The 14292-nt window shown below is 62.0% G+C and carries 12 protein-coding genes and 1 pseudogene; 8 read left to right on the top strand and 5 right to left on the bottom strand.

Going from position 1 to position 14292, the window contains the following annotated elements; all coding sequences use genetic code 11:
- The first annotated feature begins 160 nt into the window (after positions 1 to 160).
- Complete coding sequence (locus E3T29_RS18530) at positions 161 to 1090, top strand: aldo/keto reductase family oxidoreductase (RefSeq protein ID WP_134346929.1); 930 nt, start codon at positions 161 to 163, stop codon at positions 1088 to 1090.
- 30 nt (positions 1091 to 1120) lie between these two features.
- A pseudogene (locus tag E3T29_RS18525) lies at positions 1121 to 3019 on the top strand (Na+/H+ antiporter).
- A 113-nt stretch (positions 3020 to 3132) separates the two neighbouring features.
- On the opposite strand, the gene E3T29_RS18520 reads toward E3T29_RS18525, so the two are convergent.
- The 4 genes from E3T29_RS18520 to dhaK all read right to left on the bottom strand — a co-directional run bounded on the left by E3T29_RS18520 (position 3133) and on the right by dhaK (position 6148).
- Positions 3133 to 3369 carry a multidrug efflux SMR transporter gene (locus E3T29_RS18520; protein WP_134346928.1) on the bottom strand — a complete coding sequence of 79 codons (237 nt, stop codon included), beginning with the start codon at positions 3367 to 3369 and terminating at the stop codon, positions 3133 to 3135.
- A 373-nt stretch (positions 3370 to 3742) separates the two neighbouring features.
- Positions 3743 to 4441 (bottom strand): dihydroxyacetone kinase phosphoryl donor subunit DhaM, encoded by a 699-nt coding sequence (gene dhaM / locus E3T29_RS18515; RefSeq protein WP_241987894.1) that lies wholly within the window; start codon positions 4439 to 4441, stop codon positions 3743 to 3745.
- Between the two features lie 10 nt (positions 4442 to 4451).
- Entirely contained in the window at positions 4452 to 5135 is a 684-nt protein-coding gene (gene dhaL / locus E3T29_RS18510) for a dihydroxyacetone kinase subunit DhaL (protein ID WP_134346927.1), read from the bottom strand.
- Positions 5136 to 5146: 11 nt separating this feature from the next.
- The gene (gene dhaK, locus E3T29_RS18505) at positions 5147 to 6148 is read right to left on the bottom strand and encodes a dihydroxyacetone kinase subunit DhaK (protein WP_134346926.1); all 1002 of its coding nucleotides are present in this window, start codon (positions 6146 to 6148) and stop codon (positions 5147 to 5149) included.
- Positions 6149 to 6391: 243 nt separating this feature from the next.
- Between dhaK and E3T29_RS18500 the strand changes: the two genes are divergently transcribed.
- Positions 6392 to 7156: an MIP/aquaporin family protein gene (locus E3T29_RS18500; RefSeq protein ID WP_092340169.1), complete on the top strand. Its 765-nt coding sequence runs from the start codon at positions 6392 to 6394 to the stop codon at positions 7154 to 7156.
- A gap of 101 nt (positions 7157 to 7257) precedes the next feature.
- Positions 7258 to 8772 (top strand): glycerol kinase GlpK, encoded by a 1515-nt coding sequence (gene glpK / locus E3T29_RS18495; protein WP_134346925.1) that lies wholly within the window; start codon positions 7258 to 7260, stop codon positions 8770 to 8772.
- Positions 8773 to 8802: 30 nt separating this feature from the next.
- On the opposite strand, the gene trpD is transcribed toward glpK, so the two are convergent.
- Positions 8803 to 9855, bottom strand: a complete 1053-nt coding sequence (trpD, locus tag E3T29_RS18490) for an anthranilate phosphoribosyltransferase (RefSeq protein ID WP_092340222.1) — start codon at positions 9853 to 9855, stop codon at positions 8803 to 8805.
- 143 nt (positions 9856 to 9998) lie between these two features.
- Here trpD and E3T29_RS18485 point away from each other — a divergent pair, with 143 nt between their 5' ends.
- The 4 genes from E3T29_RS18485 to E3T29_RS18470 all read left to right on the top strand — a co-directional run bounded on the left by E3T29_RS18485 (position 9999) and on the right by E3T29_RS18470 (position 14290).
- Positions 9999 to 10628, top strand: a complete 630-nt coding sequence (locus tag E3T29_RS18485) for a heme-copper oxidase subunit III (RefSeq protein WP_233197528.1) — start codon at positions 9999 to 10001, stop codon at positions 10626 to 10628.
- A gap of 37 nt (positions 10629 to 10665) precedes the next feature.
- Complete coding sequence (locus tag E3T29_RS18480) at positions 10666 to 11478, top strand: cytochrome c (protein ID WP_092340171.1); 813 nt, start codon at positions 10666 to 10668, stop codon at positions 11476 to 11478.
- A 92-nt stretch (positions 11479 to 11570) separates the two neighbouring features.
- A complete protein-coding gene (locus tag E3T29_RS18475) occupies positions 11571 to 12644 on the top strand; it encodes a ubiquinol-cytochrome c reductase iron-sulfur subunit (RefSeq protein ID WP_134346924.1) in 1074 nt (357 codons plus the stop codon).
- The gene (locus E3T29_RS18470; protein ID WP_134346923.1) at positions 12641 to 14290 is read left to right on the top strand and encodes a ubiquinol-cytochrome c reductase cytochrome b subunit; all 1650 of its coding nucleotides are present in this window, start codon (positions 12641 to 12643) and stop codon (positions 14288 to 14290) included. Before E3T29_RS18475 ends, E3T29_RS18470 begins: the two co-directional genes overlap by 4 nt.
- Positions 14291 to 14292: the final 2 nt, after the last annotated feature.

The raw sequence follows: 14292 nt of genomic DNA, 5'->3' as shown, positions 1-14292 counted from the left end.
GCCCAGAAAGGCTACTGGGAATAACCCCAAGGCGGCCCGGGCACCACTCCCGGGCCGCTACCACCTCGTCAGAACTTTGTTACCAACTACCTGGACTGGCGCTACCATCAAGCGCTACTCGCCAGTATTGTTCTGGCCCGTCTGCACCCAGACTGGAGGTATGAAGACAATGACGTTACCGAATACACACTTCAAGGTCTCCAACATCATTCTGGGGCTGATGCGGATCGTTCCCCTCGCCGACGAAGAGATCCGATCCTTGGTTGGAGCGTCCAGAGAGGCCGGCATAAATTTCTTCGATCACGCCGACGTGTACGGCAGCGAACCCCACGAATGTGAGCGGCGTTTTGGCGACGCCGTATCGTTTTCGGCAGAAGATCGGGCACGTGTCGCCATCCAGTCAAAGGTCGGCATTCGATCGGGCTTCTGGGACTTCTCCAGGGAGCACATCCTTCGATCGGTCGACGAGTCGCTCACGGCGTTGAAGACCGATTACCTCGACATGCTGCTGCTGCACCGCCCTGACGCCCTGGTGGAACCCGACGAGGTCGCGGAGGCGTTCAACATTTTGCACAATGCGGGAAAAGTACTCAATTTCGGCGTCTCCAATCACACTCCGGGACAGGTAGAGCTATTGAAAAGCTCGGTGGCCCAGCCGCTCATCGTCAACCAGGTGCAGTTGAGCATCACGCATGCGCCCCTGATTGCCGCCGGCGTCTCGGCCAACATGGCTGGCCTGGACCAGTCCATCGACCGGGACAACGGCATTCTCGACTACTGCCGACTAAACAACATCACCCTGCAGGCATGGTCGCCGTTCCAGAAGGGTTTCTTCGACGGTATTTTCCTGAACGATCGAGAAAACTATGCCGCGTTGAACAACGTCATCGAGGACCTTGCTCTGACCTACGATGCTCCCCCGGCTGCCATCGCCGTAGCCTGGATCACTCGTCATCCTGCCCACATGCAGGTTGTACTCGGCACGACCAGCGTTCACCATCTGATCGATTCGGCCGCAGGGTCTGATATCGCCCTCACGCGCGAAGAGTGGTATCGACTCTTCACGGCCGCTGGACATATCTTGCCGTAGTCAGGCACCTGAAACTCTTGGCGGTAAATGATGGACGTATCACTCGGCCTTCTCACTCTCGTCGTTGTCGTCTGCGCGGCCAGCGCACTCGGTAGACGCTTGAACCTGTCTGTTCCACTGCTGCTCGTTGTGGTCGGTGTCATCGGCTCATATCTGCCGTTTATTCCAGCGGTGAAGTTGGATCCGGAACTGGTGTTGGTGGGAATTCTTCCTCCACTGCTGTACGCGGCCGCTATCCGTACCTCCCTGGTTGAATTTCGCACGAACCTGCGGTCTATCGGCCTGCTGTCGGTCGGATATGTCATTTTTGGCACCGTGGCGATCAGCCTGATCGTCTGGTGGTTGATCCCAGAAATTCCCGTGGCTGCTGCATTTGCCCTGGGTGCGGTGGTGGCTCCGCCGGATGCAGTCGCGGCGACCACGATCGCGCGCCGAGTTGGGCTCCCGCGGCGGGTTGTGAGCCTTTTGGAGGGTGAGTCGCTGGTCAATGATGCGACCGCGCTGGTGCTTCTTCGCACGGCGATCGTCGCCATTGGCGGGAGCGTCACCGTTTGGCAAGTGGCGTCAGACCTCGCTTTTGCTGCCGGTGGGGCTGTAGTGATCGGCTTGGTCGCGGCGTGGCTCCTGCTGCAGATCCGAAAACGGGTCCGCAACGTGGCCATAAACACGTCTATGTCTCTTGCAGCCCCGTTTGTGGCCTATATTCCTGCTGAGGGAGTCAACGCATCTGGCGTGTTGGCTGTCGTTGTCGCCGGCCTCGTGGTCGGTACAAGAACGCCAGCTATGCCCGGCGGCGCGTCGCGATTGAGCCAGCGCAGCAACTGGGCGACGGTGCAGTTTCTGCTCGAGAACTCCGTTTTTCTTCTCATCGGATTACAGGTACGGTCGATCATTGAGGCGACCTCAGGCGACTCGCTCGGTGCCGGGCGTATCTGGGGCGCTTGCGCTGTCATCCTCGTCGCGGTTCTCCTGTTGCGCCCGATTTGGGTGTTCCCAGCGATTTATCTCCCTCGGCTGATACCCAAAATTCGACAGGTCGACCCCGCACCGCCCTGGCAGTTGCCCACCATCCTGTCGTAGGCTGGCATGCGCGGTGTCGTCACCCTGGCTGCGGTGTTCGCCCTACCGGAAGGCGTCGCCCACCGTCCCGTCCTCGTTCTCGCCGCCCTAGGAGTGGTGGCCGGAACCCTGGTTGTGCAGGGCCTGAGCTTGCCGCGGCTCGTTCGCCTGCTGGGGGTACGTGGTCCTGATACCAAAGCGGATGCGCTCAGCCAGGCTGCGCTAATGGATCAGGCCACCGCTGCAGGAATAGAAAACTTGCGGCGGCACACTCGGCCCGACGATCCGCCTGAGGTGCTCGACATGCTCGAACGCCGCACCCAGGAACGCAACCGGGCGGCCTGGGAACGCCTCGGACGATCGGAGTTCGCGGACCGCACTCCCAGTAAACGCTACGTACAGTTGCGGCTGGCTATGCTTGATGCGGAGCGCGCCCGGGTTCTGAAACTGCGCCGCTCGGGAGAATACGCCCACGAGGTAATCAGCGAAGTGCTTGAGATGCTCGATGTTGAAGAATCTATGTTGGACACCTCGCCTGACGACACTGGCAGCACCTTCAGTGCCGAAGCTCCTGCCGCGATCCGGCCCGACACCGCTGGAGTCCCCCTGGGCGCCGGCGGCTGCGAGCATTTACGGGCCGTCGGTGAGCATCCAGTGCCACCGGACTCGGAATGCTACGACTGTGTACGCGAAGGCACTACCCCGGTACACCTTCGGATGTGCCTACTGTGCGGCAAGGTGGGGTGCTGCGATTCATCCGTCGGTCAGCACGCGACCAGGCATTTCCAAGAGTCCGGCCACCCCATCATGTGCAGCGCCGAGCCGAGGGAATTGTGGCGTTGGTGTTACGTTGACGAGCTCCTCGGTTAGCGCGAGCTCGTCGACGCGCCTCGAGATGTGTCCCCGAGGGCTGTAGCCTCGGTAGGGGCGTGCACGAGCTTGAGGCCGACGACGCAGCCGATGAGCCCGACAAGCAAAGCGATCTACAGCCAGGAAATGCTCCTGCTGACCATCGCCCAGACCACCGGTAGAGGTGCGCCAATGCCAACCCCGACGGCATAGGCCTTCCCAATTAGGATTTCGCGCATTGCCCCGGCCAGGCCTCCCATGCTGAGCGCGAGCCCTGCACCGAAAATGACGGTCGGCCACAATTTGGTGAAACCCACGGACTTGCCGAGCGCAGTCGTCCAAACGGCCTCCTCGACTATAAGGAGACCCACTGGGCACCCCCGTGCACACTGGCCAGACCCGGGAATGCGGAAGCATCCACTCAGCGCCACTTCGCCCTGACGACTTAGGCGTGCGAGTGGTGAATCACCATTCCGAATTCATTGACCGGCTCGAAAGCGTCTCGGTCCCAGGCGCCGGGGTGCGGAACCGGGCAGTCGACCACGGTATTTCGCGACGAATGGTCGATGGCGTGTTCTCGCATGGCGTGTGAGCAGATCGGGCATGACCGAAAATCGGTCGCGTCCCACTGTTCCGGGCCTCGTGGGGTCTTCCTGTCCTGAATCATGCCATTACGATACGCCGAATTGGACAATTAGGCACGTAACTGCTACACGACTTTGCGGCAAACCTCTGGAGTCTGGCCTACTCTTCCCCGAAACCTGATTCCAACAGTTCTGCGAGGGCGGTGATCGCCGGGCCGGCCGACGGGTCAGTCGACGACAGCTGCACGCTGCTTCCCCGAGCCAGACCGAGGGACATGATGCTCAGCAGGCTGCTGGCGTCCGTGCCGTTCACGGTGATCGGAACCGAGAACGTGCTCACCAGATTCACGAATTCTGCGGCGGGTCGTGCATGCAATCCGTCTTTGTTGACGAGGATCACGGTGCGCGAGACCCCGGCCGGTGCGGGCTGTTCAGCGGCCGGTGGGGCGCTACTCGACGGGTGCAGCGCTGACTGCGCGGCCGCCACGACCGCATCGAGGTCTCCCCCGATCTCTGCGGCCACGGCTGCGGCCACCCCGCCCTCGACCAGCGGCGCGTCCACAATTCGCACCTGGTTTTGCTCGGCATCGTCAAGAAAATCACGCGCGGTTTCCGCGGTCAGAATCGCCGAACCCAGATCACACAGAATCACCACGCCGACGCCGCCGTTCGCCGCGGTGATGCCGTCGCTGATCTTCTCAAAGCTGGTACCGATCCCCCCGGTATCCGTTCCTCCCGCAGCGACCAGTTGCACCGTCGGCGCCATCTGACGCGCAAGTTCAACCAGCCCCGCCGCGATCTTCTCGCTGTGCGAGACAAAAACCAGGCCAACGCGGTCAGCGGATACCGCCGCGCTCACTCGCGGACCATCACGCGGTCGCCAGCACGTTGAAAGCGGCGCGGAGCAGCAGCGACGTCGACTGAGAACCCGGATCCCGGTGGCCGATCGCCCGCTCACCGAGATAGCTCGCCCGTCCCTTGCGTGCCACCAACGGCTCGGTGGCTTGCGCGCCGCGCGCTGCGGCATCCGCTGCGGCCAGCAAGACGACGTCGACGCCGGTACCGGCCGCTTGCGCAGACCACGCCGCGTTCACGGCCGGTGTCCAGGCGTCGATCATGGTCTTATCGCCCTCATCCGCTTTGCCACGCAGCACGATGCCGTCGCGGGCTGCAGCCAGAAGGGAAACCAGAGCGGCCGCATCCACCCACTCGGCGTCCCCGACAGCACCGGAGGCCTTCAGAAAAGCCGTGCCGTACAGCGGACCGGCAGCACCGCCAACCGTTGAGATCAACGTTGTGGCGACCAGTTTCAGCACCGCTCCGGGCGTTGTCTCGTCGGGCAGAGCGTCGAGCTTCGGCAGGATCGCCTGAAAGCCGCGATCCATATTCTCACCGTGATCGCCATCGCCGATTTCCCGGTCGAGGGTATTCAGGGCGGCACGGTTGGCCGCGAGCACCTCAGCGCTTCGGCGAATCCAGCGCACAGTCCAGGCGGTGTCCAGCGTTGGCGCCGCGTCAGCGAAAACGGAGTCTGGTTGATCGTTCAGGGTCATCGAATCTCCTTCTACCGTCCCCACCGTAGCGCCGCAGTCTGCACCGGGGCGTCCCACAGCCCCGTGAGCTCGTCGTCGAGTTTCAGAACGGAGATGGACGTTCCCGCCATCTCGAGGCTGGTCGTGTAGTTGCCGACGAGGCTCCGGGTGACAGTGATTCCCTTCTCTTTGAGCACTTCGGCGGCCCGGCGGAAGACGATGTAGAGCTCGATCTGCGGTGTACCGCCCATGCCGTTGACGAACAGGAGTACTTCGTCGCCGCTTACAAAGGGCAGGTCTTCAAGGATCGGGCCGAGCAGCCGGTCCACGATCGCGTCGGCGGGCTCGAGCTTGATCCGCTCCCGCCCCGGCTCGCCGTGAATTCCAATGCCGATCTCGATCTCATCGTCGGCGAGCACGAAACTCGGCTCCCCGGCGTGCGGCACCACACAGGGAGAGAGCGCGACTCCCATTGTGCGCACGCGGGAATTTACCTTTTCGGCGACGGCGACCACGGCATCGAGGCCATCGCCGCGTTCGGCGGCGGCCCCGGTGATCTTCTCGACCAGAACCGTGCCCGCCACGCCCCGGCGACCTGCCGTGTAGAGCGAGTCCTTGACGGCGACATCGTCGTTAATGATGACCGCGCGCACGTCGATACCCTCAGCGGATGCCAGATCGGCCGCCGTCTCAAAGTTCAACACGTCCCCGGTGTAGTTTTTCACGATGTGCAGCACGCCGGCGCCGCCATCGACGGCCTGGGTTGCCGCGAGGATCGGGTCGGGAGTCGGTGAGGTGAAAACAGCTCCGGGCACCGCGGCATCCAGCATGCCGTAGCCGACGAAACCGCCGTGCAGCGGTTCGTGCCCGCTTCCACCACCGCTGACGATTCCCACCTTTCCCTGCACCGGGGCATCGTTACGCACAATATAGACCGGATCGTGCGAGATACGCACAATGTCACCGTGCGCCGCCTCGAATCCGGCGACGGCCTCGTTGACCACGTTCTTGGGATCGTTGATGAGCTTCTTCATGACCATCCATTCACTCGGTGATGCCACGGTTCGACAGAGAGAGGACCACGGCAAGGCCCGGGCAGCACCGCCCGGGACAGCCATTTTCCCAAAATTACCATACGCGCTGAAACCACGCCCGGAAAGGGGGCCAATGAACCTCGCCAGCCCATTCCCCTCGACGACACCGCGCGCTATGTTATTGCCAACCGCTCGCCGCAGAGGGGCAGCTTCGGCGTCCCCGACCTGATCAGAAAGGTTCTCGTGGAAAATATCGGAGCTGTATTCGTCTCGGAGGTCGTGGGCACTGCAATGCTGGTTCTCCTCGGAACCGGCGTCGTCGCCAACGTCGCCCTGGCCAAGAATAAGGGCCTTGGCGGTGGGTTCCTTATGGTGACCATCGGCTGGGGCTTCGCAGTGTTTGCCGGAGTCGTGGTCGCCTACCGTTCGGGGGCACACCTCAACCCCGCCGTCACCCTGGGGCTCGTCGCCAACGGAGCCAAGGAATTCGGGATGGGAGTCCCCGTCAACGTGGTGTCTGTGCTCGCGTATATCGGGGCGCAGCTGATTGGAGCCATCCTGGGCGCTGTCGCCTGCTGGCTCGCCTACAAGCAGCACTTCGACGCCGAACCCGACCCGGCCAACAAGCTCGGGGTATTCTCCACCGGGCCAGCCATCCGCTCCTACGGCTGGAACCTCGTCACGGAAATCATCGGCACGTTCGTGCTGGTCTTCGTCGTCATCGCCTTCGGTGGAGACCGGCAGGGCGCCAACGGCGGTCTGGCTTCTCTTGGAGCGCTTCCCGTGGCCCTGTTGGTCATCGTCATCGGTACCTCGCTCGGTGGGCCCACCGGGTACGCCATCAACCCGGCCCGTGACCTTGGTCCGCGCATCGCGCACTTCATCCTGCCGATCAAGGGCAAGGGCAGCTCCGACTGGGCCTACTCCTGGGTACCCGTAGTCGGGCCCGTCATCGGCGGTCTGCTCGCCGGCTGGGTGGCTATCCCGCTCCTTCCCCTGCTCACCTGACCTGAACAAACGGGCCGGTCCCCGCGGACCGGTCCGTTGTCGTGCGACCAGATCTGCACACGCGCAAACGCCAAGCACACTCACTAGGAGGACACGCACCAATGACTGACTACATTCTCGCCATCGACCAGGGAACTACCAGTTCCCGGGCCATCATCTTCGATAAGGCCGGATCGATCGTGTCGACCGGGCAGCTCGAACACGAGCAGATTTTCCCGCAAGCCGGCTGGGTCGAGCACGACCCGAAGGAAATCTGGGACAACACCCGCGAAGTGATCGGGCAGGCGCTCTCCAAGGCCAACCTCACCCGGCACGATATCAAAGCCATCGGAATAACCAACCAGCGTGAAACCGCGGTGGTCTGGGACAAGACAACCGGAGTCCCCGTCTACAACGCCATCGTCTGGCAGGACACCCGCACCCAGCCCATCGTCGACCGCCTCGCCGCTGACGGTGGGGTCGAACGGTTCAAGAAGAAGGTCGGGCTGCCGCTGGCGACTTACTTCTCCGGCACCAAGATCGTCTGGATCCTCGAAAACGTCGCGGGCGCTCGCGCCAAAGCGGATGCCGGCGACCTTTTGTTCGGCACCACCGATTCCTGGGTCCTGTGGAACCTCACCGGCGGCGTTGACGGCGGAGTGCACGCCACCGACGTCACCAACGCCAGTCGCACGCTCTTCATGGACCTTGAAACCCTGCAATGGGACGATGAGATCGTAGCCATCTTTGACGTTCCGAAGTCAATGCTGCCGTCGATCCGTTCCTCGTCGGAGATCTATGGCACTGCGCACACCTCGAGCCTGCTGCGCGAGGTCCCCGTCGCCGGTATCCTCGGCGACCAGCAGGCCGCGACCTTCGGTCAGGCAGCGTTCGATCAGGGCGAGGCCAAGAACACCTACGGCACCGGAAACTTCCTGATTTTCAACACCGGCACCGAAATTGTGCACTCCAAGAACGGCCTGTTGACCACCCTTGGGTACAAGCTCGGCGATGACGCCCCGCACTACGCCCTGGAGGGTTCCATCGCGGTAACCGGTGCGCTGGTGCAGTGGATGCGCGACAACCTCGGCATGATCAGCTCAGCCTCAGAAATTGAGGCCCTCGCGAAAACAGTCGACGACAACGGCGGAGCGTATTTCGTTCCCGCATTCTCGGGACTGTTCGCGCCGTACTGGCGTTCAGACGCCCGCGGGGCCCTGGTCGGGCTCACCCGGTTTGTGAACAAGGGGCACATCGCGCGAGCGGCACTCGAGGCGACGGCTTTTCAAACGCGGGAGGTCATCGATGCGGTCAACGCCGACTCGGGTGTCCCCCTCACCGAGATCAAGGTCGACGGAGGCATGATCGCGAACAATCTGCTCATGCAATTCCAGGCCGACATCCTCGGTGTTCCAGTGGTCCGACCGGTCGTCGCCGAAACGACGGCGCTGGGCGCAGCCTACGCTGCCGGCCTCGCCGTCGGTTTCTGGAGCGGCCTGGACGAGCTGCGCACCAACTGGCAGGAAGACAGCCGGTGGACGCCGCAGATGGACGAAGCCGAACGCAGCCGCCAGCTGCGCAACTGGAAGAAGGCGGTCACGAAGACCTTCGGGTGGGTCGACGAGGACGTCCTCTAACGAACAGCCCAAAACTGCGGCGGCCCGGTCTCAGACCTGGGTCGCCGCAATCCACGACGCCAGCTTGGCCGTGGCCGCCCCGGAATCAATCGCCTCGGCAGCCACCGCCAATTTGCTGCGAAAACGGTCCAGGATGGCGATCTGCACCTGCGACGCATCATTGGCCAGGTCGAACGCAACCAGTCCGGCCGCGGCGTTCAGCAGCACGATGTCACGAATTGGGCCCGGCTCGCCGGCGAGCACGGCGTGCACGATATCCGCGTTGTGCTGGGGCGAACCGCCCACCAGCTCGCTGATGTGCGCTCGCTTCAGGCCGAGATCCCGCGGGTCGATGTCGTGTTCGGTCACGAGGCCGCGCGAGACCTCCCAGACGTGACTGTGCCCGGTGGTCGTCATTTCGTCGAGCCCATCATCCCCGCGAAAGACCAGTGCCGTCGCGCCTCGGGTCTGAAAGACGCCGACGAAGAGCGGCACTCGATCGAGGTCGGCGACCCCCACAGCGGATGCCTCCGGCCGCGCCGGGTTGCACAGCGGGCCGAGATAGTTGAACACGGTGGGGATCCCCAACTCCTTGCGGGTGAGGGCCGCGTGGCGGAATCCGGGATGAAAAGCAGCCGCGAAGGCGAAAGTGATCCCGGTTTCTTTGAAGACCTGGGCGACCCGGGTCGCGTCTCGGGACAAATCGATGCCCAATTCGCCGAGTACATCGGATGACCCGGATGCGGAACTGGCAGCCCGGTTGCCGTGTTTGACGACCGGAACACCGGCCGCTGCGCAAACTATAGACGCCATCGTCGAGATGTTCACGGTGCCGAACTGGTCACCACCGGTCCCGACAATGTCGAGTGCCATCGGATTGACCGGCAGCACAATGGCCTGTTCAAGAATCGCATCCCGGAATCCGACAATCTCATCGACGGTTTCCCCTTTGGCGCGAAGGGCAACGAGAAAAGCGCCCAGTTGGGAAGGAGAGGCCTCGCCGAGCATGATGCGTTCCATGCTCCAGGCGGCGTCTGCCACACTCAGGTCCCTGCCGGAAAGAAGAGAATTTAATATGTTGGGCCAAGACTGCGATTCAAGCATGATTCCGATCATAGGAGAACGGGCCCAACTCCCCCGAATTCACGGCCTGTGAGTGCTGAATTTGCCCACCCCGACGGGGTAGAAACTCTCACTTGCACGCCTGTTTGAGAAAAAACTGTGGGAATATCGGCCATAATAGAAGGGTGACCAGCACCTCAATTACTCAGACGGCGAGTGCGCCCGTCGTGAACCGGCCCAACAGCGTGGCTGTAGGCACCATTGTGTGGTTGGGCAGCGAGGTGATGTTTTTCGCGGGGCTCTTCGCAATCTACTTCACGCTCCGTTCAACCTCCCCCGAGCTGTGGCTCTTTGAGGCCGACAAGCACAACTTCACCTTCGCATTGATCAATACTCTGGTGCTGGTGTCGTCGTCGGTGACCTGCCAGTTTGGAGTATTCGCCGCCGAACGGCTGCAGGCTCGTTCAACCGGCTGGAAGCCGAGTGAGTGGGGCATGGTTGAGTGGTTCTTCCTGACCTACGCTCTCGGCGCAATCTTCGTCACCGGCCAGGTGTTTGAATACGCCACCTTGGTGTCCGAGGGTATTTCACTCTCCTCCAACGCCTACGGCTCAGCGTTCTACATCACGACCGGCTTCCACGGCATTCACGTGACCGCTGGCTTGCTGGCCTTCCTTCTTGTGATTGGGCGCGGCTTCGCGGTCAAGAACTTCGGCCATAAAGAAGCCACCAGCGCGATCGTGGTTTCCTATTATTGGCACTTCGTCGACGTCGTCTGGATCGGGCTCTTCCTGGTCATCTACGTTCTCAAATAGAAGTACATACCTAGAAACGGGAGCGGACTACTTCAGCATGACCACGATCAAAACCCCTCGGGCACGCCGGCCACGCAAGACCGGGCGTCGCCATCCACTCGCCAGCGTTGCGCTCATTGCCATCGGACTGCTCTTTACGGGAGGCGCCTATGTCGCCTTCAGCAGCAGCACTGCCGTTGCGACAACGGATGCTTCCTCCCAGCAGACCATCGCCCAGGGTGAAAAACTCTTTGCGGCAAACTGCGCCACCTGCCACGGCCTCAGCGCTCAGGGCTCGTCAGAAGGTCCCAGCCTGATCGGAGTCGGCGCTGCCTCGGTCGACTTCCAGGTCGGCACCGGCCGCATGCCGATGCAGATGCAGGGTCCGCAAGCGCAGAAGAAGCCGGTGCAGTTCACGGCCGAGCAGACTGCAGCGCTGGCGGCCTACGTGGCCTCGCTGGCTCCCGGTCCGGGTATTCCCGCCGCCGAGCTGCTGGACGCTGCTGGCGATGCCGCAACCGGAGCTGAGCTGTTCCGCATCAACTGCGCTATGTGCCACAACGTTGCCGGTGCCGGTGGCGCACTGACCGAGGGCAAGTTTGCTCCTGCCATCGAAAACGTTTCTGCCCAGCACATTTACGAGGCCATGATCACCGGCCCGCAGAACATGCCCGTCTTCAACGACATGAACATCTCGCCTGAAGACAAGCGCGACATCATCACGTACCTCAAGTACGTCGAGGACAACCCGTCACCGGGCGGGCTAGCTCTCGGTTCTCTGGGGCCGGTAGCTGAAGGACTCTTCATCTGGATCTTCGGACTGGGCGCAATCGTGGCCCTCACCGTGTGGATCACTGCAAAATCAAACTAAGAGTCGGTATCCGGTCTTGACACTTCATTCGATACCGATTGAACGTCGCGTAGCACCACAGTGCACAGTATTTACACCCACAAAGGAGACCCATGGCCAAGGACGATAACGGCGCGGAGGACGTAACCGGCGCCGACTCGCCTGGCGCGCAGCTCGCGACATCCGCCGCAAGCACAGCCGTCGTTACACGGGATGCCCTGGCTAACCCAGGATTCCCGCCGCACCGTCCGCGCATCACCGACCTTGAACACAAGGAAGAGCGCAAGGCTGAGCGCACCGTTTATACGCTGTTCTATGTATCCATCGTGGGTAGTGTCTTCGCAATTGCCGCGTACATGGCCTTTCCGATCGTGGCCGAGGATCCGGGGTCGGTTCGACTGAACAACCTCTTCATCGGTCTCGGCCTCAGCCTCGCGTTGCTCGCCATCGGTATCGGCGCTGTTCACTGGGGCAAGGCGCTCATGAGCGATCATGAGGGTGTTGACGAACGCCACCCCGTGCGTGGAACCGAGCCAGTTCGGGCCCGTGCCGTAGAAATCTTCCAGCAGGCCAATGAGGAATCGGGCTTCGGCCGCCGCACACTCATTCGCAATAGCCTCATCGGCGCGCTCGTCGTCTTCCCGCTCCCGGCGGTCGTTCTGTTTCGTGGCCTCGGCCCGATGGACCAGGATCCGGTGGCCCTGCTCAACGAGACCATGTGGAAAAAGGGCGTTCGCCTCACCATGGACCCGAGCGGAACCCCGATCAAGGCAGCGGATGTCACGCTTGGCTCGTCGTTCCACGTCATTCCCGAAGGCCTGTCCGAAATGGGCCACGGCCGTTTGGAAGAGAAGGCGAAAGCAGCCGTTCTGCTCATCCGAATGGATCCGGAAGACCTGATCGAAACGGAAGACCGCAAGTCCTGGTCCTATGACGGCATCGTGGCATATTCTAAGATATGCACCCACGTTGGATGCCCGGTTGCCCTTTATGAACAGCACACGCACCACCTGCTCTGCCCGTGCCACCAGTCGCAGTTCGACGTTGAGAACCACTGCAAGGTCATCTTCGGTCCGGCCAAACGGGCACTACCCCAGCTCCCGATCGCCGTGGACGCTGAGGGATACCTGATCGCGCAAAGCGATTTCACTGAACCAGTCGGCCCGAGCTTCTGGGAGCGAGCATGACCACGATAACCACCCGCGAATCCGCTGAGGACCAAGGCGTCGGGGTGAAGAAAACCGGTGGCTTCACCGCCTCCGCCGCCAACTACATTGACGAACGTACGAGTATCTCGGGCGCAGTCAAGGAGTTGGGCCGCAAGATCTTCCCCGACCACTGGTCGTTCCTTCTCGGTGAGGTGGCGCTGTACAGCTTCGTCATCATTCTGCTCTCGGGGTCATTCCTGACCTTCTTCTTCCAGGCCTCCATGGCAGAAGTCGTCTATAACGGCTCCTATGCCCCGCTCAAGGGCATCCCCATGTCGGCGGCAATGTCCTCCACGATGGACATCTCGTTTGACGTTCGTGGTGGCCTCCTGATGCGTCAGGTACACCACTGGGCGGCCCTGCTGTTCGTGGCCGCCATCGGCCTGCACATGCTGCGCATCTACTTCACGGGCGCGTTCCGCAAGCCGCGTGAGCTTAACTGGGTCATCGGTTTCATCCTCTTCATCCTGGCCATGGCCGAAGGCTTCACCGGCTATTCCCTCCCCGATGACCTGCTCTCCGGTAACGGACTGCGCATCATCGACGGCCTGATCAAGGGCATCCCGGTCGTTGGTACCTGGGTCTCCTTCCTGCTTTTCGGTGGCGAATTTCCCGGTACCGACATCGTTGGACGGCTGTATTCGTTGCATATTCTGCTGCTGCCGGCCATCATCGTCGCGTTGATCGCCATGCACCTTCTGTTCGTCGTCGTGCACAAGCACACCCAGTACCCGGCTGCCGGACACACCAACCAGAACGTGGTCGGCTACCCGGTTCTGCCGGTATACGCCGCCAAGGCCGGTGGATTCTTCTTCATCGTGTTCGGCGTGGTCATGCTCATCGCCTCGCTCTTCACGATCAACCCGATCTGGAACTATGGCCCATACGACCCGTCACCGGTATCAGCCGGTACCCAGCCCGACTGGTATATTGGCTTCGCCGACGGTGCAATGCGGCTGATCCCGACCGGGTGGGAGTTCGTCTGGCTCAACCACACCTACTCGCTTAACATCCTTGTGGTGCTCATCGTGGTCGGACTGTTCATTGTGACAGTCATGGTCTACCCGTTCATCGAGGCGTGGATCACCGGCGACAAGCGTGAGCACCACGTGCTCGATCGCCCGCGCAACGCTCCGACCCGCACCGCAATCGGCGCGGCCGGCGTGACGTTCTACGCGTCCTTGTGGGCGGCAGCGTCGTCGGATATCATGGCCACGCATTTCCACCTGACCATGGAGGGCGTCATTCACACGCTCCAGGCCACCACGTTGCTTGGACCGTTCCTTGCGTTCTTCATCGCCAAGCGGGTCTGCCTCGCTCTGCAGAAGAAGGATCGCGAGATTGTCCTGCACGGCTACGAATCCGGCCGCATCGTTCGGCTGCCCGGTGGCGAATTCGTCGAGGTACACCAGCCGGTTGACGAGTACGAACGCTGGAAGCTGGTCAGCTACAGCGACTTCAAGCCGCTCATGCTGCGCCCGAACGCTCAGGGCAAGATCGGCCCGGCCGAGAAGGTACGTGCCGGACTATCCCGCTGGTTCTTCGAGGACCGGATTACTCCGGTCACGCAGGCTGAGCTGAACCAGGCTCATGGCGATCACCCCGCGGAGATCACCGACAAGTAGAC

This window comes from Cryobacterium sp. TMT1-66-1 (assembly GCF_004403435.1).
Lineage (GTDB): Bacteria > Actinomycetota > Actinomycetes > Actinomycetales > Microbacteriaceae > Cryobacterium > Cryobacterium flavum.
The sequence above is the reverse complement of the archived record's forward strand: the minus strand, read 5'-3'. Positions and strand labels throughout refer to the sequence as shown.